Origin of the sequence: Dyadobacter soli, assembly GCF_900101885.1 — a bacterium.
Lineage (GTDB): Bacteria > Bacteroidota > Bacteroidia > Cytophagales > Spirosomataceae > Dyadobacter > Dyadobacter soli.
Genome location: NZ_FNAN01000018.1, coordinates 104,379 through 130,177 on the forward strand (window position 1 = coordinate 104,379; position 25,799 = coordinate 130,177).

Genomic DNA, 25,799 nt, shown 5'->3' on the forward strand with positions numbered 1-25,799 from the left:
CGAAAGTTAGCAAGAATTGGCCTTTGGGCAAATCCCGGCTGTGTCCTATTTCCCGGCATCCTTCACGAACTTGACATTTTCCTGCGCACCATCCCCGCGTACAAGGCCGATCACGTACGAGCCCGAGGGCAAACCCTGAATATCGATTTCCTTCCGGGGCTCGTCGGAGCTGTAAACCACCTGACCGGCCGTGTTGATGATCGTTACCGTTTTGACATTCTCCCATTCACCCGCTTCGATGGTTAGCCTGTCGCTGGCCGGGTTGGGATAAGTGCTGGCGACCGATATCGTTTTGAAATTCACGTTTACGATCTTGCTATACGCGAAAGTCCGGTCGCGGTCGATCATTTTCAGGCGATAGAGATTTTCGCCGGCCGATGGGTCGCTGTCCGTAAAATTGTACCGGGTAATGGCATTCAATACATCGCCGCCCGCAGGAAGCGAGCCTATTTGCACCCATTTTTTGCCATCGGTGCTCCGCTCCACGTCAAATTTTTCGCTATTCACCTCTTCGGATGTCGACCAGGCAAGTAATGCCTGCCGTCCTTCTTTTACAGCCGTAAAATCGATCAGTTTCACGGGCAATGCGCGGGCCACCTGCAACACTTTCGATGAGGATTTGGCGCTGCACCCGCTGCGTGTGGATTTGGCAGTATAGTTATAGTTTCCGGGTGTGTCGGGGGCATTGATCGTGATCGAGCTACCGGTTTGGTTGGTGGCGCCCTCTCCGCTCCACACGTAGTTGGCGGCATTGCATTCCGGCCCCTGGCAATTAATGCTGAGCGTCACGGCCGCCCCTGTCACTACCTTGGCGGGAGCGGTGTTGACATTCACCGAAAACGAGCACGGAAGGTAATTGCCGCTCTCCCAGATGTTTTCCCAATAGCCCGTGTCCGTCATCCGGATGGATTTGGGTTGAAGGTCCGACTGGCCGAAATTCTGACCGCCGATCTGGTTCCAGGTTTCAAAAAGGAAGTTTCCGGTAAATACGTTCGGAAAAATATTGACCGTCACCGCTTCGGCACGTGCAGGTGGCTGATAGGATGGTTTAAGGTATTGCTCACGGCACAATGCGAGTGTGGGTGCGAGTTGAGCTATTTCAATATCGCTGAAATGCATGGCGATATGCACGTAATCGGCGCCGTGTTTGTAGGCACGGGGAAGCCATTCGTAGGGAATGCCCCCATTGAGCCCCTGCCCCCCGCTGGGCTGGCCGAGGTCGGTCGGATCAAATTCCAGGCCTGCTATTTTGTTGGGATAAGTGCCCTTAATCACATCGATTCCCATGATTTTCTTCCAAAGGTCCCATTGGCTGGTGCCGTCGGTGTGGTAGATGCCATCCGACAGTTCCAGCGCCAGCGGAAGAGTGCTGCTGTGCAAATGCCAGTTGTTGCCCTGTACGGAACCTACGTCGGAGATGAAATGCAATACCTTAATGGAAGAATTACGGTTTTTGACGGTTTCGTAAAAATCCTTGAAAAGTGTCAGTAAACCCCACGCCGCGAAGCGATGCAGGTCGCGGCCCATTTCAGAATTGTAATTTCCGTCGGTTGGCTGGGGGGCGGAGGCGATAGGATAGGAGTTTCGGCCCCAGGTAGCATTGGTTTGTCCCGGAAACCGTATCGGAAGAAACCTGGTGCGCCATGCCTGCAACGCTTTCGCTTCGAACATGCCGGCGTAGTTGACGGAGTTCATGACTTTGTTGGGCATATAAAACTCTTCGGAGCCGTTGTTGCCCATCGCCACATACAAAATCCTCGAAGAATACTGCTGTACCTGGGCAAGCGCATCGTCCACGAACGCCAGGAAGCGGCCGGTCGCATACTCGGAAAATACCGACGGGGTAGTATTCGAAATGGCCTCGCGCATGAGCGACCCATTGGAGAGCTGGGCAACGTCGACGCTCGAAAGGAAGCTGTCATTCCAGTAACCCGGCCGCAGGTAGGAGAAATGCAGCGCGACTTTCATATTCGGATTGAGGTCCAGAATGGCTTTTACGGCCTGGGCCATCTTCGCGCGCTGGTAATCGCCGAGGGCGGGCTCGTAATGCTCCCATTGAATGTGCAGCCGGATGGCCGTGGGGCTCGCGTCCTTTCCGTTGTGTTTAAGGTTCGCAAATTTGAGAATGTACTGCCATTGCTCGACGTGGATACCGTTCGGCGCCGTTCGGTCGAAACCGTAGCCTGTGGTGTTGAGGATCAGTTCGCGCTGGGCCAGGAGCCTGGGTGGACTGCCAAGAAGCAGGGCGACGAAAAATGCGATGGTTAATAAACGTAAGTGAGTGGTTGACAGCGGCAGACCGTTGAAGCGCATAAAGTTTTTGTTCGTGGGCGGTTATGGTTTTTCAGAGTATGCGGGGTGCATTAATTTATTCGATAATTGACATAGAAGTTTATTGACTGCCCAGTGACTGCCCTGATTGGTACAGCCTGTTGCAGAATTCTGCTGATAATCAAGATGGAAACAGAAGAGGAATTTTAGTTTTTGTGCCTGAACAGGCTACCAGTTCAATTTATTTAGTAATGTCAACTTGATAAAGGATGGTTTGAATGCGTTAGAAAGGTAGAGCATTAAAACTATTTTTCAAGGAAATTTAAAAATAAATTCTACAAGCGGTCACAAAAAAAGTGCTCACCTGTGTAGGTAAGCACTTAGTAAACGGTAAATTTCGGCAGTTGCTACGCCAGCTTTTTGTATTTGATACGGGTAGGAGTAGCATCGTTGCCAAGCCTTTTACGGCGGTTCTCTTCGTATTCGGAGAAGTTGCCTTCGAACCAGTAAACCTGCGAATCGCCTTCGAATGCGAGAATGTGCGTCGCGACGCGGTCGAGGAACCAGCGGTCGTGGGAGATGATCACCGCACAGCCTGCAAAATTTTCCAGACCTTCTTCCAATGCACGGAGAGTGTTCACGTCCAAATCGTTGGTAGGCTCATCGAGCAGCAACAGATTACCGCCTTCTTTCAATGTCATGGCAAGGTGTACGCGGTTGCGTTCACCACCTGAAAGCGTTCCCACTTTCTTCTCCTGATCGCCGCCGCCGAAGTTGAACCGGCTCACGTACGCACGGGCGTTCGACTGCTTGCCCGCGAGCATGATCCAGTCGTTGCCGTCGGATACGCTTTGGTACACTGTTTTGTTCGGATCGAGATTGTCGTGTTCCTGATCTACATAGGCGAGTTGCACAGTCTCACCTACTTCGAAATGGCCAGTCAGCGGTTTGAGCTGGCCGGTAATGAGTTTGAATAACGTGGTTTTACCCGCACCGTTCGGTCCGATAATCCCTACAATGCCGTTCGGAGGCAATGCGAAGCTGAGGTTTTCGTACAGCAACCGGTCGCCGAAGCCCATCGATACATTATGCGCTTCGATGACTTTGTTCCCAAGCCGGGGGCCCGACGGGATGAAGATCTCCAATTTCTCTTCCTTCTCTTTGCCTTCCTCGCTGAGCAATCTCTCGTAAGCGCCCAGCCTCGCTTTGGATTTCGCCTGACGTGCTTTTGGCGCCAAACGCACCCATTCCAGCTCGCGCTGCAATGTTTTCTGGCGTTTCGATTCGGTTTTTTCTTCTTTTTTCAGGCGTTCCTGCTTCTGTTCCAGCCAGGAAGTGTAATTGCCTTTCCACGGAATACCTTCGCCGCGGTCGAGTTCGAGGATCCAGCCGGCTACGTTGTCGAGGAAGTAGCGGTCGTGGGTTACGGCGATAACCGTTCCTTTATATTGTCTTAAATGCTCTTCGAGCCACAGTACCGACTCGGCGTCGAGGTGGTTGGTAGGTTCATCGAGCAAGAGCACATCCGGCTGGCGCAGCAGGAGGCGGCACAACGCGACCCGTCGTTTTTCACCACCCGAAAGTGTGGAGATCAAGGTATCCGAAGGTGGGCAGCGGAGGGCGTCCATCGCGATTTCGAGACGGTTGTCCAGGTTCCAGGCATCGGATGCGTCGAGTTTTTCCTGCACTTCGCCTTGTCTTTCCAGCAATTTGTCGAAATCTGCGTCTTCTGCACCGAACGCCTCATTGATCTCGTCGAATTCTTTCAATAGATTTACAATTTCTTGTACACCTTCTTCTACAACTTCGCGAACGGTCTTATTGGGATCCAGTTTCGGTTCCTGTTCGAGCATTCCGACGGAGTAGCCGGGAGAGAAAACTACCTCACCCTGAATGTCTTTGTCGATGCCGGCGATGACGCGGAGGAGCGTCGACTTACCGGAGCCGTTCAGACCGAGGACGCCTATTTTGGCACCATAGAAAAAGGATAAATAAATGTTTTTAATAATATGTCTGTTGGGAGGAATGATTTTGTTAACCCCCGACATTGAGAAAATAATGGTTTCGTTACTCATTTTTTGTTTAATTTGTGCGTAACAAATATCGTTATATATCCCTACACTTAGCAGATAAAAAAAATTGAAAGAATGGAAAATGCCACATTGAATGATGAATACGGCTACGTTAAGGACAGCAAAGTATTTTTAAAGGGGTATCTGGATTTCCCCGACCGGCAAATTGGAGAAGTAAAAAGGACTGAACAGGAAGCGATTGATTATTTCAAGAATCGTTTTAACATTGTCCTGAACAAAGTAGAGCAGCTGGAACGCGAAATTGATGAAGCACTTAATAAGGGCTCCTATCTTACCAAACTGATCCAGTTACAACGCAAGTTGAAAAGTTTTGATGCGTTGGGCGATTTTGTGCCATTGCTGAGAAGGCTGGAAGAGAAGGAAGAATACCTCAAAAGCCTTATTGAAGTTAACCAGCTGAAAAACCTGGAAATCAAACGCGCGCTGATCGAAGACGTCAAAGTTGCCGCCGCTGTTACCGATTACGCCACCGCTACGGACCAGATCCAGGAAATCAAAGCCAAATGGATTCGCACCGGTCCGGTCGACAAGGAATACCAGGAAGAAATTGAAACTACATTCCAGCAAATCCTGGATGATTTCTTCCAACGCCGCCGCGATTATTTCGACGAGCAAAACAAACTGAACCAGTATCGTATAGAAGAATACGAAAAGCTGATCAAAATCACCAAAACGCTTAGTTACGCCAAAGATCTCGACGAAGCCTATGCCAAAGCGAGAGATGTCCGGAATGCATGGAACAATATCGGAGAAGTTCCGCCAAAACGCTTTTTCAAAGTCAATAAGGCTTACCGTCACTTTTTGAAACTGTTCTACGACAAGTATAATGCAGCCAAAGGCATCGAACCGAAAGTACGCATTGACCCGCGCATTGTAGAACAGCAGAAATTGCTGGCCCAGGCGGAAACACTTTTGAGATCGCCGGATATTATCGAAGCATCGCAGGAAGCGAAAGCATTGCTCAGCAAATGGAAGGAAATCAAAATCCCGTTCAAGCTGGCAGACAAGGAACTGGCGGAACGATTCCGGATGGTGTGCGACAAGATATTCGAGCTAAGCTACCTGGCGCGCGTGATCAGCCGCAAATACCCTGCTTTCGACATGAAAAGCCCCGAAGAGCAGCTCCGTACCAAATACCGCGAGCTCGAATGGCTTACCAAACGCGAGAAAAGCGACCTGGAATTTGCACAGCTGGAATTTGACCGTACCGCCACCGGCGATCCCGAACAGGATAAGCAAGCCGTGGGCCGCATCAATATCCAGAAACGCAAGGTTCAGATGAAAGAGCGTATCCTCATTGAATTTGAAAGAAAATTGAAAGCTATTACCGGGTGACGCTCACAGGCTAATGTCTTACCGGCTAGTGTCGCATAGACGACTTGTTAATTACCAAATTAGATTGCAATACCCTGGTCTCGAATTCGGCCGGGGTATTTTTGCTTTCAATAAGGTCCAAAAGCAGTGAAGTAGCCTGCTGGCCCATTTCGAACGACGGCTGCGTGACCGAGCTCACCGGCGGGTCGAGGAGTGACGACATGGCAATGTCGCAAAAGCCCACTACCGCCACGTCGTCGGGCATTTTGTAGCCGAGCTGCCGCAATGCCCAGTGAATGCCCATGGTAATGCGGTCGCTGGCCCCGAAAATGGCATCCGGGCGCTCGCGGAGGGCCATGAGCTGGTAGGTACGCTCGGTACCGCCTGCCTGGGTGATCTCGCTATGCAGCACCCATTCTTCCTGGAAATCGATCCCGTACTTCCGCAATGCATCCTTATAACCTTCCAAACGGAAACGTGTAATAGATACCGGTTTCGGCCCGGCAATGTGCGCAATGCGCCTGCAACCACGCTTGATCAAATGCTCCGTCGCGTCGAATGCGCCCTTGTAGTCGTCCACGCGCACCTTATGCGTGTGCATGGCATCGCTCACGCGGTCGAAGAACACAACGGGAATGCCCTGTTCCTGCAAGGATGCGAAGTGATCGATATTCTCGGACTGGCTCGAAATGGCTACTACCAGGCCGTCAACACGGCGCGATGCAATGTGGCGCGTTGCCGAGCGCTCGCGTTCGAGGAGTTCGTGGCTTTGGTAGATCATCGTATGGTAGCCACGGCTGTATGCAATATCCTCCACGCCGCCGATCGCCGACGAGTAAAAACGGTTGGCAATGTCCGGTACGATCACTCCGATCGTCTGCGTGCGGTTTTTGAGTAAACTGATCGCGATCGGGTTGGGGTAGTAGTTGAGTTGTTCGGCGAGGTCTATCACCTTTTGCTTGGTTTCTTCGCTGATCTCGCTGCTGTCGCGCAACGCCCGCGACACGGTCGATTTGGAAATGCCGAGTTGCCTTGCAATCTCTTTGATGGTGATAGAAACCTTTTTCATAGGGGTATATTGAAATAGTACAATCTTGCTAAAAATTCCCGGAAATAGCCTAACGGTCAATGTTGCACAAAGTCACTGATGTTCGCACAAAGTTCCGGGAAAAATTGCGGGAATGGGAACGGTTCCGGGAACGGTTGCGTAAATTTATTGCTTTTTTTCAAGAATTATTTTTGTGTATCAGCGACTGAGTGTTTAAACTAGGTAAATCATCGACGAAGACAAAGGGCTAAACACCACTACAATTCCAGGAAATTTTCTATAATTAACCTAGCTCAGTTTACATGGAGACAAACTCACTTACCAGTACATTACCATCAGCCTGTTCTCAGAAAAGTATACTGGAGACCCTGTTTGGGAAAGTGGTGACTAACGGTGATTATAATGCCTTCCGCGAGTTGTTCACACGTCATTACCGATCGCTTTGCAACTATGCAATGCGCGTGGTGGTAACGCGGGAGATCGCGGAGGAAGTGGTATCCGATGTATTTGTTAAACTTTGGAAAAATCGTGAGCAGATTGAAGTGCATACTTCATTTCAGGCTTACATTTACAGAGCTGTGCGCAATCAGGCGCTGGATTACCTGAAACTGCGTATCCACCGTCAGAATGAGCGGGATTCGCTGGAATCGGTGCAGTGGAATATGAACCACGCCGACCATTTCTCGCCCGCCGAGGAGCTGTCGTACAACGAATTTTACGAGCATATAGAAGATTGTATCCAGGCATTGCCGCGCCAGTGCCAGCTCATTTTCCGTTTGAGCCGAGAGGAAGGCCTGCGCTACCGCGATATTGCGGAGCGTCTGGAAATTTCCGTCAAAACAGTGGAAACGCAAATGAGCCGCGCATTGAAAGTCCTGCGCGAGCGCGTGCCGGAGCATAGATTGGTAGCTTAGAGCATTAAATTACAATGGCATTAGAACAAACCTGGCGTTGGTTCGGCCCTAACGACCCTGTTTCGTTGCAGGATATCCGTCAGGCCGGGGCAACCGGAATCGTCACCGCATTACATCACATTCCCAATGGAGAAGTTTGGGAAGTATCAGAAATTCAGGCGCGTAAGCAGCTGATCGAAGACGCCGGCCTTACGTGGTCGGTCGTGGAAAGCGTGCCTGTGCACGAATCGATCAAAACGCGGTCCGGTGATTTTGAAAAACATATATTGAATTACCAGCAGTCGCTCCGTAACCTGGGACAATGCGGTATCGATACCGTCTGCTACAATTTCATGCCCATTCTCGACTGGACGCGTACCGATCTGGATGCGCCGATGAAAGATGGTTCAACTGGTTTGCGTTTCGATGCAACGCAGTTCGCCGCTTTTGATCTTTATCTTTTAGAAAGGCCGGAGGCCGGAGCGCTGTATACCGAAGACCAGAAGCGTGCTGCGAAAATTTGGCTCGACACGGCGTCGGAGGAAGAGAAGCAAAAGCTCGTCCGTAATATCATCGCGGGTCTGCCGGGTTCGGAAGAAAGCTTTACAGTGGAGCAATTCAGGAAAGTTTTGAAGACCTACGAGCATATCGGCGATTTCGAATTGCGCACGCATTTGTATCAGTTCATCCAGGCCATCGGGCCGGTGGCGGAGGAGGCGGGAATCCAATTGGCGATCCACCCGGACGACCCTCCTTACCCGATCCTCGGTTTGCCACGCGTGGTAAGTACGGAGACCGATGCGGAAATGCTTTTGAAAGCATATGACAAGCAGGCGAATGGCATTTGTTTTTGTACCGGCTCTTATGGCGTACGGCCGGATAACGACCTCGCCGGAATGGTCGACAGGCTGGGCAACAGGATCCATTTCATCCACCTGCGTGCCACCAAGCGCGAGCACGACGGCAGCTTTTACGAGGCCGATCACCTCGATGGCGACGTGGATATGTACGGGGTCATGCGGGCATTGGTATTGGAGCAGAAAAGGCGGGAAAATGAAGGTAGAACCGATTTGAGAATGCCTTTCCGTCCTGATCATGGCCACCGTATGCTCGATGATCTGTCGGCTACGAAGCGGACCAACCCGGGTTACACGGCCATCGGTCGCCTGCGCGGGCTTGCCGAGTTGCGCGGACTCGAATACGGCATTGAAAGAAGTTTGTGATTGTAACAAGAAAGAGAATGGAAACGATTAGCACCGCTGTACAAAAGACCTTCATTTCCGAAGATTTTCTCCTCCGTTCGGAAACCGCGCGTATCCTTTACCATGATTATGCAAAGGAAATGCCGATTATCGATTACCACTGCCACCTGCCGCCCGATCAGATCGCGGAAGACAAGCAGTTTGGGAATCTGACGCAAGCATGGCTGTACGGCGACCATTACAAATGGCGGGCAATGCGTGCCAATGGGATCAATGAGCGCTATTGCACCGGCGACGCGAGCGATTGGGAGAAGTTTGAACAGTGGGCGGCCACCGTGCCATACACGATGCGCAATCCGCTTTACCACTGGACGCACCTCGAACTGCTGCGCTATTTCGACATTGATATTCTTTTAAATAAAGATACCGCAAGGGAAATCTACGAAGAATGCTCGGCCAAACTGCAACAGCCGGACTACTCGGTAAAAAGCCTGCTTACCCGCATGAACGTGAAGGTAATCTGCACGACTGATGATCCTACGGACGCATTGAATTACCATAGCGCAATCGGCGAAGACGGTTTCGATATCCGCGTGTTGCCGACATTCCGCCCGGATAAGGCCATGCTGCTGATCGATTCGCCGGACGATTTCAAACAATATTTGTCCAAACTGGCGCAGGCAGCCGGTACCGGTGAGATTACTTCTTACGATGCATTGCTTGCTGCGATCCAGAACCGTCACGATTTCTTCGCATCGATGGGTGGCCGCTTGTCGGATCACGGTTTGGAGCATATTTATGCCGAATTCGATGAAGCTACGGCGCGTGAAGCATTTGCGGTTGCATTGAGAGGCGATAAACCTTCGGCAAGCCAAGCATTGGCATTCAAATCGGTGCTGTTGTATGAAATGGCCAAAATGGATCACGCAAAAGGCTGGACGCAGCAGTTCCACCTCGGTGCGTTGCGTAATAATAACGAGCGTATGCTCCGCGAACTCGGCCCGGATACCGGCTGGGATTCGATCGGCGATTACAGCCAGGCGCAGGCGCTTTCCAAGTTTTTGAATAAACTCGATTCGACCAATCAACTGGCGAAAACGATTCTGTATAACCTCAATCCTGCTGATAACGAAGTGTTGGCGACGATGACGGGTAACTATAACGACGGTACAGTGGCTGGCAAAATGCAGTTCGGTTCCGGCTGGTGGTTCCTCGATCAGAAGGACGGTATGGAGCGGCAGATGAATGCATTGTCGAATATGGGCTTGCTGAGCCGTTTCGTGGGAATGCTCACCGATTCGCGCAGCTTCCTTTCGTACCCGCGCCATGAATATTTCCGTCGCATTTTGTGTAACCTCATTGGTCAGGATGTCGAAGACGGCGAGTTGCCGAACGACATTCAGTGGCTGGGCAAGTTGGTATCCGATATCAGTTACAACAATGCCAACAAATATTTTGGTTTTTGAGTAAAGTCCGAATTTAAAATACACTAATAAATGAATAGCCCAGACATTTTTGTTGTGGGCTATTTTAATGTTAATACTTAATTTTGGCGCGTAATCATTTTTCAATGGCCCGTCAGGGAGTTCATTCTTTGGCAAACGGGCAATAGTTTAAAATATGGCTCAGATAGTATCCTTCGGGGAAGTGCTTATGCGGCTTTCCACTCCTGGTTTTTCCCGTTTTGAACAAGCCCGTCAATTGAATGTAACGTATGCCGGTGGCGAAGCGAATGTTTCGACCGCATTGGCGTATTGGGGACACAGCACGGCGCATGTTACCCGTTTCCCTGACTCGCCCATCGGACGTGCGGCGGCTCAGTACCTGCATTTCCACGGCGTCGATACGTCGCACATTCTTTTTGGAGGCCCGAGAATGGCCGTGTATTTCCTCGAAACCGGCGCTGCCATGCGCGGCAGCCAGATCGTGTACGACCGCGCCAATTCATCGCTGGCGACCATCGACCCGAAAGAACTCGATTGGGATAATATCCTGAAAGACGCGAAATGGTTTCACTGGGCGGGCATTACGCCAGCATTGTCGCAGGAAGCTGCGGATGCATTGCTCGACGGCATTAAAGCCGCACGCAAACGCAACATTACTGTTTCAGGCGACATTTTCTACCGTGCTAACCTGTGGAAATACGGTAAAAAACCATCCGATATTCTGCCCGAACTGACAGCAGGAACGGACGTTGTGATTGCCAACAGCATCAATATCAAGGAGATTTTTGACATTGACGGAAACGATTTTGTCGAATCCTGCGTCAATTTACAGAAGGCTTTCCCGCAGGTGAAAACCGTGGTGGATACCAAACGGACGTCGATCAGCGCTTCGCATAACCTGCTGAGGGCGTTTTTGTGGAACGGCACAGAGGTGCTCGAAACGGAAGATATCGAGATTAACCCGATCATCGACCGCGTAGGCGGCGGCGACGCATTCATCGCCGGCCTTATCCACGGCCTCATTACTTTCGACGATCAGCAAAAAGCGCTGGAATTCGGGGTAGCCGCTTCCGCATTGAAGCATACCATCGAAGGCGACGCTCTGATCTCGACAATCGCTGAAGTGGAAGCGATCCGTCAGGGAGAGACCTCAGGAAGAATCAAACGCTAGCAATCTGGCCAACAATCATGGATAAAGAAACAACACTGATATTATTGAACGAAGTCGGCATTGTGCCGTTGTTCTATCATGCGGATATCGAAATCGCGAAAGAGGTGCTCAATGCGGCTTACCGTGGAGGCGCACGCGCATTCGAATTCACCAACCGCGGTGATAACGCTTACAATGTATTTACGGAGCTTCTGGCTTATGTAAAGGAAAGCCTGCCCGGCCTTTCACTGGGTATCGGTACCATTTACGACGCGGAAACCGCACAAAAATTCATCGACGCCGGCACCGATTTCATCGTAACGCCCTGCCTCAATCCGGCAGTAGGCGCAGCTTGCCTGAAAGCCGGTATCCCCTGGATCCCCGGTATTTCCACATTGACTGAAATTTACAATGCGCAGCAAGCGGGTGCGGAAGTGGTCAAGCTTTTCCCGGGCGAAGTAGTAGGTTCTAAATTTGTAAGAGCCATTCGTGGGCCTATGCCTAATGTGAAGATCATGGTAACGGGCGGCGTACAGCCCACGCGCGAAAGCATTAACGAATGGTTCAGCGCAGGTGCCTATGCAGTTGGTCTAGGCTCAAACCTCTTCCCTAAAGAAGCGATTGCGGAAGGCAATTACCCCTGGATCGAACAAAAAGTAGCAGAAAGCATCGCGCTCGTGAAGGAGTTCAGGGCGAATAGCTGATTTAGTATTCTAAAATATCGCTCAGGCGCGTGGAGAAACCGATAAGCACTTCGCCGCCTGACAGCGTTTCTTCAAAATGCACAACAAGCTGAGGCTTGCCCGGTTCGTAAACGTAGGTCGTCTGGCTGTCCGGACACACGAGCCAGGCAAGCCTCACGCCGTTTTCAATCCATTTGGCCATTTTCTTTTGCAGATAGCGCAGGCTGTCGGTTTCAGACTTTAATTCAATTATAAAGTCCGGAGCCATACGAGGAAATGATCGTTTCTCTTCTTTGCTCATCGCGTTCCAGCGATCAATATGTATCCAGGCGACATCCGGCACTCGCATCGACTTATCTTCTAGGAAAAAGCCTCCATTAGACTCTATCACTCTCCCAGTCTTGTACTTGCGATTCCAGAGGCCTAATTCGATAATCAATTCACTGTTATTGGAACTTCCAAGTACAAAAGTTGGTGTCATAGTGATGTGTAGTTGACCATGTTCATCCCTTTCCACCATGATGTCAGGGTTGGCCATGCAGAATGCGACCAACTCGTCGTCGGTGAAAGACGGATATGCAGGTATATTCAATGGGAGAATCATAATGTGCTTTTTATCAAATATAAGCATTTATCAAAATGAAAGTCAATTGACTTTTTACCGCATAATTTTGTAACTTATAAGGCAATTAGCCGTGACAAATTATGCTTACTGCCGCAATAATTCTTTCTGTGACTTTTGTTTTGCTGGGGTTCTGCGTGACGCCCGGGAATGCGAAATACTTGCTTTCGGGATATAATATGATGTCTGAGTCGGACCGGGCGAAGATCGATATCGTGTCCTACCTGCGTTTTTTCAACCGTTTCCACGTTTTTCTGGGCATTAGCCTGTTCGTCGGCTTCTGGATTTTGAACGGTTTCAATGGTAATTGGGCGACGGTTTTCATGGTGTTGTACCCGTTGCTGGCATATGTGTATATGATCGCGCGTGGGAACAAATTTTACCGTGGTACCAGCGGGCAGCGCTCGGGTACATACATTGTAATGGCGATCCTCGTGGTGGTGGGTGTGGGGGTAGGTTATATGTTTTTTGTGAGTATGAAAAACAGCCAGATATTTCTCTTGGCCAACGAGCTTGAAATCAAGGGTATTTATGGAATGAAAATTCCGCGCGGCGAAGTCACCTATTATAATGTAACGGACAGCTTGCCTGATATCGCAGGCCGCATGCACGGTTTTGCAGGAGGTGAATTTTCAAAAGGTTCGTTCCGTACCGACGACGGCCGCATTGTGCAACTGTATATCAATAAAAAATCCCACCCTTATTTGCTGATAAAGACAACAAATGAGGATGAGATCTATTTCAGTTCCGACGAAATATCGGCCAATGAGCTCGTTAATCAGCTCAAAGCGTGGAAGTCCCGGTGACGACTGGCTCGGTCATGTAACCTTTTACAGCGTCGGCGAAGCCCGGCAATAATGTAAGGTCGGTATCCCAAAGTGACACATCGCTCAAAACCTGCTGCGCGAGATCGACCGGCGACGCGGCATTCTTCCATTTTTCATCAAAATAGGCTGCGGCATCGCAGCGGATGGAGTAGGGCTGTCCGTCGCGTTCGCCGTAATACGCATTGTCTTTATGCATAACAGGCTTCATAAATCGCAGGAATGCGGCAAATCCCTTGGCGAACAATGCCGGCACTTCTTCGGATTTCTGATAATGATTAAGTAGCGTCGGGATATTCCGCATTTTCATCTTAGCCGTGTATTGTACGGTAATGTCGATCAGCTGGTGGCGGATGAACGGGTTGCGGAAGCGGTCGAGGACCTGGTTTCCGAACTCCTGGGCCTGCGCCGGATCTACATCATACGGTATCGAGGGCGCGAGCTCTTTCAGCATTACATCGGCGATAAACTGGGCCGTTTCGGCGTTTTCCATTGCCTCGCGAACAGTATCCAGGCCATGCAGGAAAGCAAGACCGGAAGCCAATGTATGGGTACCATTCAGCAACCTAAGCTTCAATTCGCGGAAAAGGTCGATATTCGGCTCGATGACCACCCCTTTGTCGGCCTGCGCAAAGCTTAGCACATCGCGCACGTGCTGGCCGCCTTCGATCGCCCAGAGGCGGTACACTTCGGAAACGATCAGCAGGTCGTCGCGGAAGCCCTGTTTTTCGGAAAGTGCTTCGATCGTTTCTGCATCCGGCTTTCCGGGAACGATGCGGTCCACGAGGGAGCTGCAAAAGTGATTATGTTTTTCAAGCCATTCGACGAATGCTTCATCCAGATCGTGCCGGCGGGCCTGTTCGAGCACGATAGCCTTCAATTTCGGGCCATTGCCGACGATCAGCTCGGTAGGAATGATCACCATGCCCGACTCCGGCGCGCCATTGAATGCCCTGTAACGTTCCAGCAGATAGGCAGTCAGTTTGCCGGGAAAGGATGAAGGCGGATTGGCGAAGATATTGTCATCGACAAGCTGGATACCTACTTCCGTCGTATTTGAAATAACAATATTCAGCTGAGAGTTATGCGCGCATTCGAGAATATCGAGCCAATCGCTGGCGGCGGCCAATGTGCGGCTGATGCTGGTGTTGATAACCGATTCGTCGATCTGCTGGCCATTTTCGATCCCGCGAATGCTGTGGGAGAAAATGTTCTGCTGCTCCGAAAACGTGTCCGTACCCCCGGTACTGGTCGATTTCACAACCACGATCCGGCCATTGAAAATGCCCTCGGCATTAGCCTTGTTCACAAAATAATCGGGCAGGCCGCGCAGCAGCACACCCGTGCCGAACTGGATGATTTTTTCAGGCAATGCAAGAAGTTTCCCGTAATCGGGAAGAAGTTCGGGCTGCTGGTCGAGCAGTTGGGGAGAAAGCTGCGGTAACGACATTGTTAGTAGATAAAAGGTTTGACAGTATGACGCCGTTTGGAAAGTATAACCCCTAAACAAAAAGAGGTACCTTTTGAGCACCTCTTTCGTATATTTTTTCAGTCAAATCTAAACTGTCATCGTAACAAATCCGCTTTCCTCTTTTTCTTTCTTTTCATCAGGGAAAACGAAGTTCATCGGGTTGTTTACCTTTTCAGGAAGCAGCGCGATTCCGAGTACCTCATCGACCTGGTCCACGTAATGGAAAGTCAGATCTTTGATGTAGTTGGCCGGTACTTCTTCCACATCCTTGCGGTTTTTGACACACAAAATAATCTCCTTCACACCTGCGCGGCGTGCTGCGAGAATTTTTTCCTTCACACCACCCACCGGAAGCACCTTTCCGCGCAAGGTAATCTCGCCGGTCATCGCGATAAACGGTTTCACACGGCGCTGCGTAAATATCGACGCCATGGAAGTCGCCATCGTCACGCCCGCGCTGGGCCCGTCTTTGGGCACCGCGCCCGCAGGTACGTGTACGTGCAAGTCGTAATGGTTGAAGATCCGGTAATCGATGCCCAGTCTGTCGGCATTCGCTTTGAGGTACGACAATGCGGCCACGGCGGATTCTTTCATCACATCGCCCAGCTGGCCGGATAATGTCAATCCACCTTTCCCGCGGCTCAGGCTTGTTTCGATAAACAGGATTTCGCCGCCTACCGACGTCCACGCAAGGCCGGTAACAACGCCTGCAAAGTCGTTGCCCTGGTACAGGTCTTTATCGAATATCTCCGCACCCAGGTATTTCTCCACCTGATCCGCTTTAACGGTCTTGGGATAATCCTGCTCCATCGCTACCGATTTCGCAATCTTGCGGACAACCGTGCCTACTTTTTGTTCGAGGTTACGTACGCCCGATTCGCGGGTGTAGCCTTCGATCACTTTCAGCAATGCGGCATCGTCCACCTTCACGTCGGTCGATTTCAGGCCATGATCTTTGCGCTGTTTCGGAACGAGGTAGCGTTTCGCGATCTGCAATTTTTCTTCGATCGTATAGCCGGTCATTTCGATGATTTCCATCCGGTCGCGCAATGCGGGGTGAATGGTGTCGAGCGAGTTGGCGGTGGCTACGAAAAGTACTTTCGAAAGATCGTATTCTACTTCGAGGTAATTATCGGTAAATGACGAATTCTGCTCGGGGTCGAGTACTTCCAGCAATGCAGAAGAAGGGTCGCCGCGGTAGTCGGAACTCACCTTATCGATCTCGTCGAGGATAAATACCGGGTTTGCAGAACCTGCTTTTTTGATATTCTGGATGATTTTACCCGGCATTGCACCGATGTAAGTTTTGCGGTGGCCGCGGATTTCGGCTTCATCATGCACGCCGCCAAGCGCCATGCGGATATATTCCCGGTTCAATGCCTTTGCAATCGATTTGCCGAGCGAGGTTTTTCCCACACCCGGAGGGCCGTAAAGGCAAAGGATCGGCGCTTTCAGGTTACCTTTCAGTTTCAACACCGCGAGGTATTCGATAATGCGCTCCTTTACTTTTTCCAGACCGAAATGATCCGCATCCAGGATTTTCTGAGCCCTTACCAGGTCGAAATTGTCTTTGGTATATTGTCCCCAAGGCAAATCCACGAGTGTTTCCAGGTAATTCATCGTTACCGGGTATTCGGGGGCCATCGGGTTAATGCGCTGTAATTTGGTCAGTTCCTTATCGAAATGCGCTTTTACCGGCTCGGCCCATTTTTTCTGGCTGGCTTTCAGGCGGATTTCGTCAAGGTCGCGCTCGGGGCTGTCCATTCCCAGTTCGTCATGCAAAACCTTGATCTGCTGACGAAGGAAATAATCGCGCTGCTGCTGGTCGATATCCGAACTGGCTTTCGTCTGGATCTCGCGTTTCAATTCCAGCATTTCGATCTCGCGCATCATGTATTGCAGCAAAAGCGTGGCCTGTTTGTGGCCGTTGCGCTCTTCGAGCAATTTCTGCTTGTCGGCGACTTCTACATTGATATTCGACGACAGGAAATGTATCAGGAAGATCGGGCTTTCGATGTTATCGAGTGCAATGCGTGCTTCCTGCGGGATTTCCGGGTTCAGGCGCATGATCTTATGCGCACCGTCGCGAAGCGATTGCAGCAATGCTTTCGCCTCTTTTTTGGTGGGCCCTACAAACGAATCCTCGATCGGCCGTACTTCTGCGGTCAGGTAAGGCTCTTCGTTGACAATGGCTTTGATCTCGAAACGCTGGCGTCCCTGCACGATGATCGTCACATTACCGTCGGGTAACGTGATCATTTTCAGGATTTGTGCGACGGTACCGATATTGTAGAGGTCCTCGGCCGTAGGGTCTTCCTTGTTGGGAATAGCCTGGGTGACGGCACCGAGAATACGCTGATTAATATCGGAGTTACGGTATATCTTTTTAACAAGCCTGATCGCTTTCTGGCGCACCACAGTTACGGGAATAACCATCCCCGGGAAGAGCACCGTTTGCCTGATCGGAAGTATCGCCAGTTCGTTGGGAAGTTCAAAAGGCTCGTCAGAGCCATCGGGGCCGCCAAGAGGAACGATTTCAAGGCTATCCATGTCCGAGTCGGACATCAGCAGCCGGCTATATAGATCAGAAGGTTCAAATTTCATAGGCATTCTGTCAAATTGACAGATAATCTTTTCCCAATATATAAATAATGACTTTCAAAAGAAAGGCATTATAAAAACAAAATAGCCGTGCCACTACACATATTGTCATGCATTTTTATAAGCGGTCACAAACTAATTACAGCAGGTGAGAGGTCTGTCCTTTTTTAAATAAAAGTGTCTTTTTTTCGCTCTGGAATTTAACGTTGGTCATATTAACCTGATCGTCAAAAACTTCCATAAGCGTAACATTCAAAAGCTTGCAGCCGTTCAAAGCGCCCTGAAAGGGGATTTCGAGATACACCCACGTTGCATCCGCCTCCTGTTCTTTCCCGACATATTTGATAGGGGTATTTTTTTTCTGACTATCTGTCAAAACAAATGATTTGCGAATGTACTCTTCAACGAAGCGATCGTTTTGATCATTGTCCTTGATCACAAAACGTTGTTTGGAATGGCTTTGCGACAATGCTTTTTCTAGGTCATCGGTAAATATCCGGATACTTACCTCAAACGATCGCGAAGCCGCATTGTACTGCATTTGCGTCACCGAAACGTGGTAGTCGTGTTTGGGCGTAAAAGATAGCAGTAGTAGGGAGAAAAGGAGGAAAGGGAATAAGGGGAGGACAGGGAGGAAGGAGGAAAGGGAAGAAAGGGAGTATTTTCCTTCCTCCCCTTCTTCCATCCTCCCTTTCCTCCCTACTTTTAAAAAACAGCTTTCCATACGTCGTTGAAGATCGCGAAGGCCATCAGGCCTAGAAGCAGGACCATACCTACTTTCTGGGCGTTTTCGAGGAAGCGGTCGGAAGGCTTGCGGCCTGAGATGATTTCATACGAAAGGATCACCGCGTGGCCGCCGTCGAGTGCCGGGATAGGCAATGCATTCATGAATGCAAGTACCATCGAAAGCAAGCCAGTAAGCTGCCAGAAACGGCCCCAGTCCCAAACGCCCCCAAACATACGTGCAATGCCGATAGGGCCGCTCAATGCTTTGGAAGCAGAAACTTCTCCGCGGAATATTTTACCGAAACCTTTGATATTGTTATACACCACGCCGAAGGCATTTTCCGTGCCAATGGACACCGCTTCACCGAAAGAGTAGTTAACGGTTGTGAAATGCAGCAGCGTTTCAGGGTAGAAACCAAGTGTGCCGTCCTCGGTCACTTTCACGTTCAGGGTTTGCTGTTGCGCGCCGCGTTGTACGACCATCGTTGTAGCCTTGCCTGCGAGGGTTTCGAGCTGCGCCTGCAATTCGTGGAAGAATTGAATAGGTTTTCCGTTGATCGAAATTACTTTGTCGCCGGGTTCGAGGCCTGCTGCTTCCGCGGGCATGCCGGGGATCAGCTCGCCGATTTTGAATGGCTCCAATGGAAGGATAAAGTTGCGTTTCTCGTCCGGATCGGAGAGTTTTTCGATGAAATTGTTCGGGATTTCGATCTGCACCTCCTGTCCGTTACGGAGCACGGTGTAAGAGCTGTTGCTGCCGAGGAAAACATCGGAGCTGATCAGCTCATTATAATCTTTGAATGGCTTGCCGTTAACGCGGATCACCTTATCGCCGGTTTTAAGGCCCAGTTCCTGCGCCAGCTCGCCCGCTACGATACCGTATTTGTTGACCTCGTCGATCGAAAGGAACCTTTTACCGTCGTGGTAAGCGATCGCGATGAAGATAATGATACCGACGATCACATTCACGATAATCCCGCCTAGCATGACGATCAGCCGTTGCCAGGCCGGTTTCGAGCGGAATTCCCACGGTTGCGGCTCCTGGCTCATTGCCTCGGTATCCATCGATTCGTCGATCATCCCCGAAATCTTCACAAACCCGCCGAGCGGTATCGCGCCTATGCCATATTCTGTTTCACCTTTTTGAAAACTGAAAATTTTAGGAGGAAAGCCTATAAAGTATTTTTCAACCCTCATTCCGAACAATTTTGCGGCAGCCATGTGGCCCCACTCATGCAACCCCACCAGGATCGACAGGCCCAGGATAAGCTGCCCTGCCATGATCAATATTTCCAATGCTTTCTGTAATTCCATTCAGGTTTTGTAATCGTTACGGGTTAATTGTTAATCAAAAGAAGTTCGATCTCCGCTGCCGGATCAGTGTTTCAAACGTAAATGTAAACAGTAAAGTTACGTAAATCCTCAAAGAACCTAGCAAATGCCCGGTATCAGTGTGCAAGCGGGGTTTTGTCGGGCCCGATGGCGATCCCCATCATCCGCATCAGCTCCGAAGCATTGAAACTCCGGCAAATACCTTCGTGTAACCGGTAGTCGAAATGTAGCTGGCCGTTTTCCACATCCGACCGGAAATGGAAGTTGTGGATGTAGGTTTCGGTCGCGCCCCATTCACCGAGTTCGAGGTCGTGAGTGGATACCATACCCGATGCTGTTTTGGAATGCAGCTGGCGGATCAATGCTTCTGCGCCGCGGTGGCGATCGGCGGAGTTGGTACCTTTCAGTATTTCATCGAGTAAGTAGAACACCGGTGCATTAGCCTGCTCATCGGCCAGTTCGAGGAGTTTGCGGAGCCTTTTTAATTCGGCATAAAAAGAAGAGGTACTTTCTTCCAGCGAGTCCTGCGTGCGCATGCTGCTGAACACGCGTACAGGCGAGCACGCAAATGCGCCCGCGCTTACCACCGCGCCCATTTGCGCGAGGACGAGGTTTAACCCAATGGTTCTCAAAAAGGTACTTTTCCCCGACATATTGGAGCCAGTGACCAATATCGTCTTGCCGGTGCCTTGCATTGCAAAGTCATTACTGATCCGTTTCGCGGCGGGAATTAGCGGATGGCCAAGCGCGGTAGCGGTGATCGTAACTTCCGCGGCGTCATTAACTTCGGGTACAATGTATGCCGGATTGGCAAATGCATGGCCGGCGAGGCTGTTCATGGCCTCGGTATCGGCCAGTACATCCAGCCAATCGGTGAGGTGCTGGTGGTGTGCGGCTTTCCATTCTTCGAGGCTGGCCAGGCAATGCATATCCCAGAGCGTGGGAATGCCTATGAAAATCGCGAAATAAGGATTGTTGCGGTAATCCAGCTTTTCGAACAGGTTCCCGACTTTCGCCAATGCCGCCGACGAGCCTGTGATCTGCGCCTTCCTGGTTTGCCACCAGGCCGATTGGTACGGCGCGTCTTCCGCTTTTTGCAGCAACTCCGAGTACGCGGTAAGCGTTTGCCCCATCGAAGTGGTGCGGTTGGCCAACACTTTCACAAAATCGGTGTAGCGGCCCAGTATGAAAAGATGAATGGCGAGGCTGCCCAGCAATGCAATGCCCGGCAAAATACCCGCGAAATACAATACCGCGATCACAAGCGACACTACCGGGTACCATCGCCAGGACAATGCCTTTTTCAACGGCGCCGGGAACACCTCTACTACCCACGCCTGAAATTCGCCCACGTGCTTCGCGGCATGTTCGTGTAGTAGCGCGGTCGCTTCCCACGCCTGGATGAGTTCGGGATGCCGGGCAAAATCGCTGGCAGCTGTCTGGCGAAGGCCTACCTCGGTTGCATTTGCAGGATTTTTAAGCCAGTTGGCCAGGCGGCGGCTTCCTTCGGCGGTGCGTGTGCGGTTGAGGAGTTTGAAAAGCGAGTATTCTCCGAAAATATCGAGGTCGTCGGAGTAATTATGGTCCTTTTCACGAAACTCCGTGCCGGTTTCAGGCCTTTTGAAACGCAGATCCATGCGAGCGAGCTCGTCATTGTTGATTTCGATCAGGTTTCGTTGAAAATTGCGGTTAATGCGTGCCTGTTGCTGTTTCCGCATTAAAATCAGGAAGATTACCAGCAACACCAGTATCCCGATTCCCCAGTAAGCAATGCCTGTTTTATTCCAAACCACCGCTAGCAGCACCATTCCCGCGAAGGCAGCGAGGCGGAGTAATGCAATGCGTTTGAACCTTTCATGTTCCTGTTGTTCCGCGACCGTCGCTTTTTCTTTTTGTGTTTGAAAAAATGATGCGGAATGGTTTGGCTCGGCGTTTTTCATGAAAGGGTTTCAGCGGTTTCAAATTGTAGTTTGATGAGATTGGCGTACACGCCGTCGGGAACGGTGCTCAATGCCTGGTGCGTGCCCGACTCGGCAATGCGGCCATCGCGCAGCACGTAGATCATATCGACCTTCCGGATCGTGGCGAGCCGGTGCGCGATCACGATCGTGGTGCGGTTTTTCATTAATTCGTCCAATGCAACCTGCACTAGTTTTTCCGATTCGGCGTCGAGTGAGCTGGTCGCTTCGTCGAGAATGAGGATTTTGGGGTCTTTCAAAATAGCCCTGGCAATGGCAATGCGCTGGCGCTGGCCGCCGGAGAGTTTGATACCCCTTTCACCTACTATGGTTTCAAAACCTTCGGGGAAAGATTCGATAAATTCCAGTGCGTGAGCACGCTTTGCCGCATCGATGATAGCTTCCCGCGATGCGGAAGGTCTTCCGTAAGCAATGTTTTCATAGATCGTCCCGCCAAAAAGCATTACTTCCTGCGGTACGATCGCGATATTTTTCCTTAATGCCGAAACCCCGTATTCGTTTACCGGCTTCCCATCGACGAGTATTTCGCCGGATTGATGTTGGTAAAAACGCATCAGGAGCTGTACAATGGTCGATTTGCCCGCGCCGCTGTATCCTACCAAAGCGATTTTTTCACCCGCCTGAACATCCAGCGAAACGCCTTTCAGCACCGGCAGGTCCGCGCGCGATGGATAAGCGAAATGCACATCCTGATAAGTTACCCGGCCCTCGATCTGGCTTGCTACCGCATGTTGTGCTTCGTCGGCGGAAACTTCCGGCGTTTCTCCCAGTATTTCGAAAATGCGTTCCGAAGCGCCTACCGTGCGGTTAATTTGCGCGTACAAGTCACCCATCCCGTTGATCGACGCGCCGATGAAGGTGGTGTAGAGGATGAATGTAAAAAGGTCGGAAAGCCCGAACTCGCCGGCCTGTACCAATGCCGCTCCGTACCAGATCACGCCCACGATCCCGCCGAACATTGCAAAAATGATGAATGAAGCGAATGCGCCCCGGAGCCGGGCGGCATGGAGCGAAAGGTCGATCACACGGTCGAGGATCGTGCGGTAACGATTGATTTCCAGCGGTTCATTGGTAAATGCCTTCACTACATTCACGGATTGCAGCGTCTCTTCTACCACCACATTCGCAGCCGCATACTGGTCCTGCGCCTTGCGTGCGAGTACGCGCGTGTGACGCCCGAAGAATACCGACGCCACGCCCAGAATAGGGACCGTAGCCAGCATGAAGAGCGTCAGTTTCCAGGACGTATAAAAGAGAATGGACATCCCGACGATCAGCGTCGCCATTTGCCTGAAAAGCTCGGCGAGTGTGAACGATAGCAAGCCTTGCAGCTGCGCAACATCGGAAGTAATGCGGCTGGTGAGCTCGCCCACGCGGCGCTCTTCCAGGAACGGGACAGGTAATGTGATGATTTTGCTGAAAACATCCATCCGGATATTGTTAACAGCCATTTCACTCACTTTGGAAAAAAGATAAATCCGGAAAAACGAAAATATCGCCTGGCCGAGCAGGACGACGAAAAGCAGCATGGTGATCTGGTTGATCGTGAACCGGGATTTGCCCTCAATCACCTCGATAATGCTTCCTACCAGCTTCGGAAATGCGAGCGACGTGGCCGTGGACAATACCAGAAACAGCATTCCCGCCGCGAACAGCATACGGTAGGGACGCAGGTAGCGCAATAGCTGGAGTGTGATTTTCAGGCCTTCCCACTTGATCTTTCTGACTGCAAACGGGGATCGGGTTTCATTGTTGGCCATTAGATTATGTGTACACCGGAAATCAGTTTTAACCCGGTTGGATGAACATTCGATAGTTAGCCTGCAAAAATAAGCATTAATTCAAAGCCGCCCGGGTAGGGCCGCTCAGGAAGGGCATTACCACCAAGTTTACGTGCGATTGTGCGCAAAAATTCCTAATTTTTCAATGAACGGACGATGTGCCTTTTTGCCGGTATAAAAAATGTTGTAAAAAACTTTCGAACCCCAGGCAACCCTGCTTTTCAATTCGACGTATAAGTTCAAAAAAAGCAAATAGCATGCCCGAGTATAACTCCGCCGTTCTTCAAGAACTACTCGACGGCTGTTTACAAAAAAACCGCCGCAGTCAGGAGCTGTTGTATAAGCAGTTTTACGGCTATGCTATGAGCATTTGTTTACGCTATACACGCAGCCGGGAAGAGGCGAAGGAAATACTCAACGATGGATTCTTGAAGGTTTTCACGAAGCTCGAAAGCTTTGATGCAAACCGGCCATTTAAAACCTGGTTGAGCAGAATCATGATTAATACAGCCCTCGATCATTACAGACAGGAAGTTCGCAGAGATGTTTTTGACGACGTGGAGGTGGCGGAGCAAGTGTCCGTCGACGAAACGGTTATCAGCAAGCTTTCGCATGAAGAGCTGGTCGGACTGATCCAGCGCCTGACACCGGCATACCGGCTGGTATTCAGTTTGTCGGTCATTGACGGTTACACACACGAAGAAATTGCAGAACAACTGAGTATTTCGGTTGGGGCGTCAAAGTCAAATTTGTCGCGAGCAAGGGAAAAGTTGAGAGAAATGTTATCCAAGATTAATATTGACGACTATGATAGAGTTGCCAGATGACGAACTGGACAAGCTCTTCAGAAAGTCATCCGAAGAGCTTGATCCGACATACGAACCCGACGACTGGAATGACCTGCGGAAGCGCCTCGACCAGCAGGATGGGAAATCTCCGGCCGGATGGTTGCGGAAATGGTGGCCTGCCGGCTTGCTGGCATTGCTGATACCGATCGGGATGGTATTGTACTCCTGGAAAGGGGAGGATGGAGGAAAGGGAGAAGGGAAGGAGAAGTCAGGTGTTGTTGGGAATGGGGAGAATGGAGGAATGGGAGTAAGGGAGGAAGGAGTAGGGGAGGATAGAGGCTTGGAGGCTGCTGATAGCGAGTCGGGTGTTGGTAGGGAGTCAGATGTTGTTGAAGGGGCGGGAGGTTCGGGCGTGGGCTCGGATGTGAAGAAGGAGCGTGGGGCTGATGCGAATGTGGATAATGGAAGCCCGGCTGTGGATAATGCAAATGAACCGCTTGCCAAAAGAGACAAAGTTGCTGGTAACGGCAAAAAAGATATTGGTAACAAACTGAAAACCAGTGAAGGAGATCCTGGTAAATCTTCCTCTAAATCAGAATTGAATGCTGCTGTTGCGAACAATGGCAGAAAACTATTGCCCCGGAGCCGATCTAAGGCAGGCGGAGTGTACTTAGAGCCTAACCGCTCAAAAGTGGAAGGAGGCGACGGGGCTCTTTCTTTTAAAAATAATGCGAATACACCGGACAGCGAGACTGCTCTGCCGCAAGCAAACGGCCAGCAGGTAATCGCGAGCGAATCCACGGTGATAGCTGATGAACCGGTCAGGACATTGATTTCGGCATCCGCATTGAATGGTAAGGGGTTGAAATGGAATACATTGGCATTGCCCGGGATTTCGGAGCCGGTATATGAACTCCCGGAAGCGCCAGCGCCGCCGAAGCAATCGTCCATTTCGGCAGATGACCGGCCGCTTTGGGCCGTCAGATTTGGCTATTCACCGGATTTGAGCACGGTAGGATTGAAGGATTTTTCGAAACCAGGCACGTCGGTGTCGCTGCTGGTGGAATATGCGGTGTTGCCGCGGCTATTTATTCAAAGTGGCGCAGTTTGGAGCAGGAAGGATTACTATGCACCGGCAGACGCCTATCAGATACCAGCAAAGCCACATTATTATCCGCCTCCGATGACGGGTATCGATGGAATTTGTAAAGTGTTGGAAGTGCCTTTGAATTTGCGCTATGACATTGTGCTGAGAGAGCGGTCGCGGTGGTTTGCAAGCGGCGGTTTTTCCTCCTATCACATGAACAGCGAAAAGTACAAATACTATTTCGTCGACGAGAACGATCCTAAGATTATGAATCGAGGCTGGAATGGAACAACCGGCTGGTATTTTTTCAGCCACGCCAATGTTTCCGCCGGTTACGAATACAGAATATCCCGCAAGCTTTCCCTGCTTGCAGAACCGTCGATCCGGATACCGCTCAAACGCGTCGGTTACGGAAAAGTGAACCTCATTACTACCGGCCTCTGGCTATCGGTGCGCTACACTCCTGTTTTCAAGTGAGCACTATGCCCA

The 25,799-nt window shown here is 50.7% G+C and carries 19 protein-coding genes; 9 read left to right on the top strand and 10 right to left on the bottom strand.

The window, feature by feature from the left end:
- Window positions 1–45 precede the first annotated feature (45 nt).
- Together BLQ88_RS26910 and ettA are read right to left on the bottom strand one after the other, a co-directional pair.
- A complete protein-coding gene (locus tag BLQ88_RS26910; RefSeq protein WP_090156105.1) occupies window positions 46–2,313 on the bottom strand; it encodes a T9SS type A sorting domain-containing protein in 2,268 nt (755 codons plus the stop codon).
- Between the two features lie 365 nt (window positions 2,314–2,678).
- Window positions 2,679–4,346, bottom strand: coding sequence for an energy-dependent translational throttle protein EttA (gene ettA / locus BLQ88_RS26915; protein WP_090156106.1), 1,668 nt, complete (start codon window positions 4,344–4,346; stop codon window positions 2,679–2,681).
- 72 nt (window positions 4,347–4,418) lie between these two features.
- Between ettA and BLQ88_RS26920 the strand changes: the two genes are divergently transcribed.
- Window positions 4,419–5,699: a DUF349 domain-containing protein gene (locus tag BLQ88_RS26920; RefSeq protein ID WP_090156107.1), complete on the top strand. Its 1,281-nt coding sequence runs from the start codon at window positions 4,419–4,421 to the stop codon at window positions 5,697–5,699.
- A gap of 25 nt (window positions 5,700–5,724) precedes the next feature.
- On the opposite strand, the gene BLQ88_RS26925 is transcribed toward BLQ88_RS26920, so the two are convergent.
- The gene (locus BLQ88_RS26925; protein ID WP_090156108.1) at window positions 5,725–6,747 is read right to left on the bottom strand and encodes a LacI family DNA-binding transcriptional regulator; all 1,023 of its coding nucleotides are present in this window, start codon (window positions 6,745–6,747) and stop codon (window positions 5,725–5,727) included.
- A gap of 281 nt (window positions 6,748–7,028) precedes the next feature.
- Between BLQ88_RS26925 and BLQ88_RS26930 the strand changes: the two genes are divergently transcribed.
- The 5 genes from BLQ88_RS26930 (at window position 7,029) to BLQ88_RS26950 (ending at window position 12,120) form a co-directional block, all read left to right on the top strand.
- Complete coding sequence (locus tag BLQ88_RS26930; RefSeq protein WP_090156109.1) at window positions 7,029–7,640, top strand: RNA polymerase sigma-70 factor; 612 nt, start codon at window positions 7,029–7,031, stop codon at window positions 7,638–7,640.
- A gap of 14 nt (window positions 7,641–7,654) precedes the next feature.
- A complete protein-coding gene (gene uxuA, locus BLQ88_RS26935) occupies window positions 7,655–8,842 on the top strand; it encodes a mannonate dehydratase (RefSeq protein ID WP_090156110.1) in 1,188 nt (395 codons plus the stop codon).
- 17 nt (window positions 8,843–8,859) lie between these two features.
- Window positions 8,860–10,287 (top strand): glucuronate isomerase, encoded by a 1,428-nt coding sequence (gene uxaC / locus BLQ88_RS26940; protein WP_090156111.1) that lies wholly within the window; start codon window positions 8,860–8,862, stop codon window positions 10,285–10,287.
- 154 nt (window positions 10,288–10,441) lie between these two features.
- Window positions 10,442–11,437 (top strand): sugar kinase, encoded by a 996-nt coding sequence (locus BLQ88_RS26945; RefSeq protein WP_090156112.1) that lies wholly within the window; start codon window positions 10,442–10,444, stop codon window positions 11,435–11,437.
- A 17-nt stretch (window positions 11,438–11,454) separates the two neighbouring features.
- The gene (locus BLQ88_RS26950; RefSeq protein ID WP_090156113.1) at window positions 11,455–12,120 is read left to right on the top strand and encodes a bifunctional 4-hydroxy-2-oxoglutarate aldolase/2-dehydro-3-deoxy-phosphogluconate aldolase; all 666 of its coding nucleotides are present in this window, start codon (window positions 11,455–11,457) and stop codon (window positions 12,118–12,120) included.
- A gap of 1 nt (window position 12,121) precedes the next feature.
- Here BLQ88_RS26950 and BLQ88_RS26955 read toward each other — a convergent pair whose 3' ends face one another.
- Entirely contained in the window at window positions 12,122–12,703 is a 582-nt protein-coding gene (locus BLQ88_RS26955) for a Uma2 family endonuclease (protein ID WP_090156200.1), read from the bottom strand.
- A gap of 128 nt (window positions 12,704–12,831) precedes the next feature.
- Between BLQ88_RS26955 and BLQ88_RS26960 the strand changes: the two genes are divergently transcribed.
- Window positions 12,832–13,527 (top strand): DUF3784 domain-containing protein, encoded by a 696-nt coding sequence (locus BLQ88_RS26960; protein ID WP_229212885.1) that lies wholly within the window; start codon window positions 12,832–12,834, stop codon window positions 13,525–13,527.
- Here BLQ88_RS26960 and BLQ88_RS26965 read toward each other — a convergent pair.
- The 6 genes from BLQ88_RS26965 to BLQ88_RS26990 form a co-directional block, all read right to left on the bottom strand.
- Complete coding sequence (locus BLQ88_RS26965) at window positions 13,505–14,995, bottom strand: tagaturonate reductase (RefSeq protein WP_090156115.1); 1,491 nt, start codon at window positions 14,993–14,995, stop codon at window positions 13,505–13,507. The two genes, BLQ88_RS26960 and BLQ88_RS26965, sit on opposite strands and share 23 nt — an antisense overlap.
- Before the next feature lie 108 nt (window positions 14,996–15,103).
- Entirely contained in the window at window positions 15,104–17,620 is a 2,517-nt protein-coding gene (gene lon, locus BLQ88_RS26970) for an endopeptidase La (RefSeq protein ID WP_090156116.1), read from the bottom strand.
- A gap of 136 nt (window positions 17,621–17,756) precedes the next feature.
- Window positions 17,757–18,341, bottom strand: coding sequence for a DUF6702 family protein (locus tag BLQ88_RS26975; RefSeq protein WP_090156117.1), 585 nt, complete (start codon window positions 18,339–18,341; stop codon window positions 17,757–17,759).
- A complete protein-coding gene (gene rseP, locus BLQ88_RS26980; protein WP_090156201.1) occupies window positions 18,323–19,639 on the bottom strand; it encodes an RIP metalloprotease RseP in 1,317 nt (438 codons plus the stop codon). Before rseP ends, BLQ88_RS26975 begins: the two co-directional genes overlap by 19 nt.
- A 152-nt stretch (window positions 19,640–19,791) precedes the next feature.
- Window positions 19,792–21,615 (bottom strand): MutS-related protein, encoded by a 1,824-nt coding sequence (locus tag BLQ88_RS26985; RefSeq protein ID WP_090156118.1) that lies wholly within the window; start codon window positions 21,613–21,615, stop codon window positions 19,792–19,794.
- Window positions 21,612–23,414: an ABC transporter ATP-binding protein gene (locus tag BLQ88_RS26990; RefSeq protein ID WP_090156119.1), complete on the bottom strand. Its 1,803-nt coding sequence runs from the start codon at window positions 23,412–23,414 to the stop codon at window positions 21,612–21,614. The genes BLQ88_RS26985 and BLQ88_RS26990 overlap by 4 nt, the downstream gene beginning before the upstream one ends.
- 278 nt (window positions 23,415–23,692) lie before the next feature.
- Between BLQ88_RS26990 and BLQ88_RS26995 the strand changes: the two genes are divergently transcribed.
- Window positions 23,693–24,262, top strand: a complete 570-nt coding sequence (locus BLQ88_RS26995; protein WP_090156120.1) for an RNA polymerase sigma factor — start codon at window positions 23,693–23,695, stop codon at window positions 24,260–24,262.
- Complete coding sequence (locus BLQ88_RS27000; RefSeq protein ID WP_090156121.1) at window positions 24,243–25,787, top strand: porin family protein; 1,545 nt, start codon at window positions 24,243–24,245, stop codon at window positions 25,785–25,787. Before BLQ88_RS26995 ends, BLQ88_RS27000 begins: the two co-directional genes overlap by 20 nt.
- Window positions 25,788–25,799: the final 12 nt, after the last annotated feature.

Bases quoted from the DNA above. Each gene is read 5' to 3' on its own strand.
- BLQ88_RS26975 (WP_090156117.1), bottom strand. From the start codon at position 18,341: ATGGAAAGCTGTTTTTTAAAAGTAGGGAGGAAAGGGAGGATGGAAGAA.
- BLQ88_RS26990 (WP_090156119.1), bottom strand. From the start codon at position 23,414: ATGGCCAACAATGAAACCCGATCCCCGTTTGCAGTCAGAAAGATCAAG.
- BLQ88_RS26930 (WP_090156109.1), top strand. From the start codon at position 7,029: ATGGAGACAAACTCACTTACCAGTACATTACCATCAGCCTGTTCTCAG.
- BLQ88_RS26945 (WP_090156112.1), top strand. From the start codon at position 10,442: ATGGCTCAGATAGTATCCTTCGGGGAAGTGCTTATGCGGCTTTCCACT.
- uxuA (WP_090156110.1), top strand. From the start codon at position 7,655: ATGGCATTAGAACAAACCTGGCGTTGGTTCGGCCCTAACGACCCTGTT.
- ettA (WP_090156106.1), bottom strand. From the start codon at position 4,346: ATGAGTAACGAAACCATTATTTTCTCAATGTCGGGGGTTAACAAAATC.
- BLQ88_RS26955 (WP_090156200.1), bottom strand. From the start codon at position 12,703: ATGATTCTCCCATTGAATATACCTGCATATCCGTCTTTCACCGACGAC.
- BLQ88_RS26950 (WP_090156113.1), top strand. From the start codon at position 11,455: ATGGATAAAGAAACAACACTGATATTATTGAACGAAGTCGGCATTGTG.
- lon (WP_090156116.1), bottom strand. From the start codon at position 17,620: ATGAAATTTGAACCTTCTGATCTATATAGCCGGCTGCTGATGTCCGAC.
- BLQ88_RS26925 (WP_090156108.1), bottom strand. From the start codon at position 6,747: ATGAAAAAGGTTTCTATCACCATCAAAGAGATTGCAAGGCAACTCGGC.
- uxaC (WP_090156111.1), top strand. From the start codon at position 8,860: ATGGAAACGATTAGCACCGCTGTACAAAAGACCTTCATTTCCGAAGAT.
- BLQ88_RS26995 (WP_090156120.1), top strand. From the start codon at position 23,693: ATGCCCGAGTATAACTCCGCCGTTCTTCAAGAACTACTCGACGGCTGT.
- BLQ88_RS27000 (WP_090156121.1), top strand. From the start codon at position 24,243: ATGATAGAGTTGCCAGATGACGAACTGGACAAGCTCTTCAGAAAGTCA.
- BLQ88_RS26920 (WP_090156107.1), top strand. From the start codon at position 4,419: ATGGAAAATGCCACATTGAATGATGAATACGGCTACGTTAAGGACAGC.
- BLQ88_RS26985 (WP_090156118.1), bottom strand. From the start codon at position 21,615: ATGAAAAACGCCGAGCCAAACCATTCCGCATCATTTTTTCAAACACAA.
- BLQ88_RS26965 (WP_090156115.1), bottom strand. From the start codon at position 14,995: ATGTCGTTACCGCAGCTTTCTCCCCAACTGCTCGACCAGCAGCCCGAA.
- BLQ88_RS26910 (WP_090156105.1), bottom strand. From the start codon at position 2,313: ATGCGCTTCAACGGTCTGCCGCTGTCAACCACTCACTTACGTTTATTA.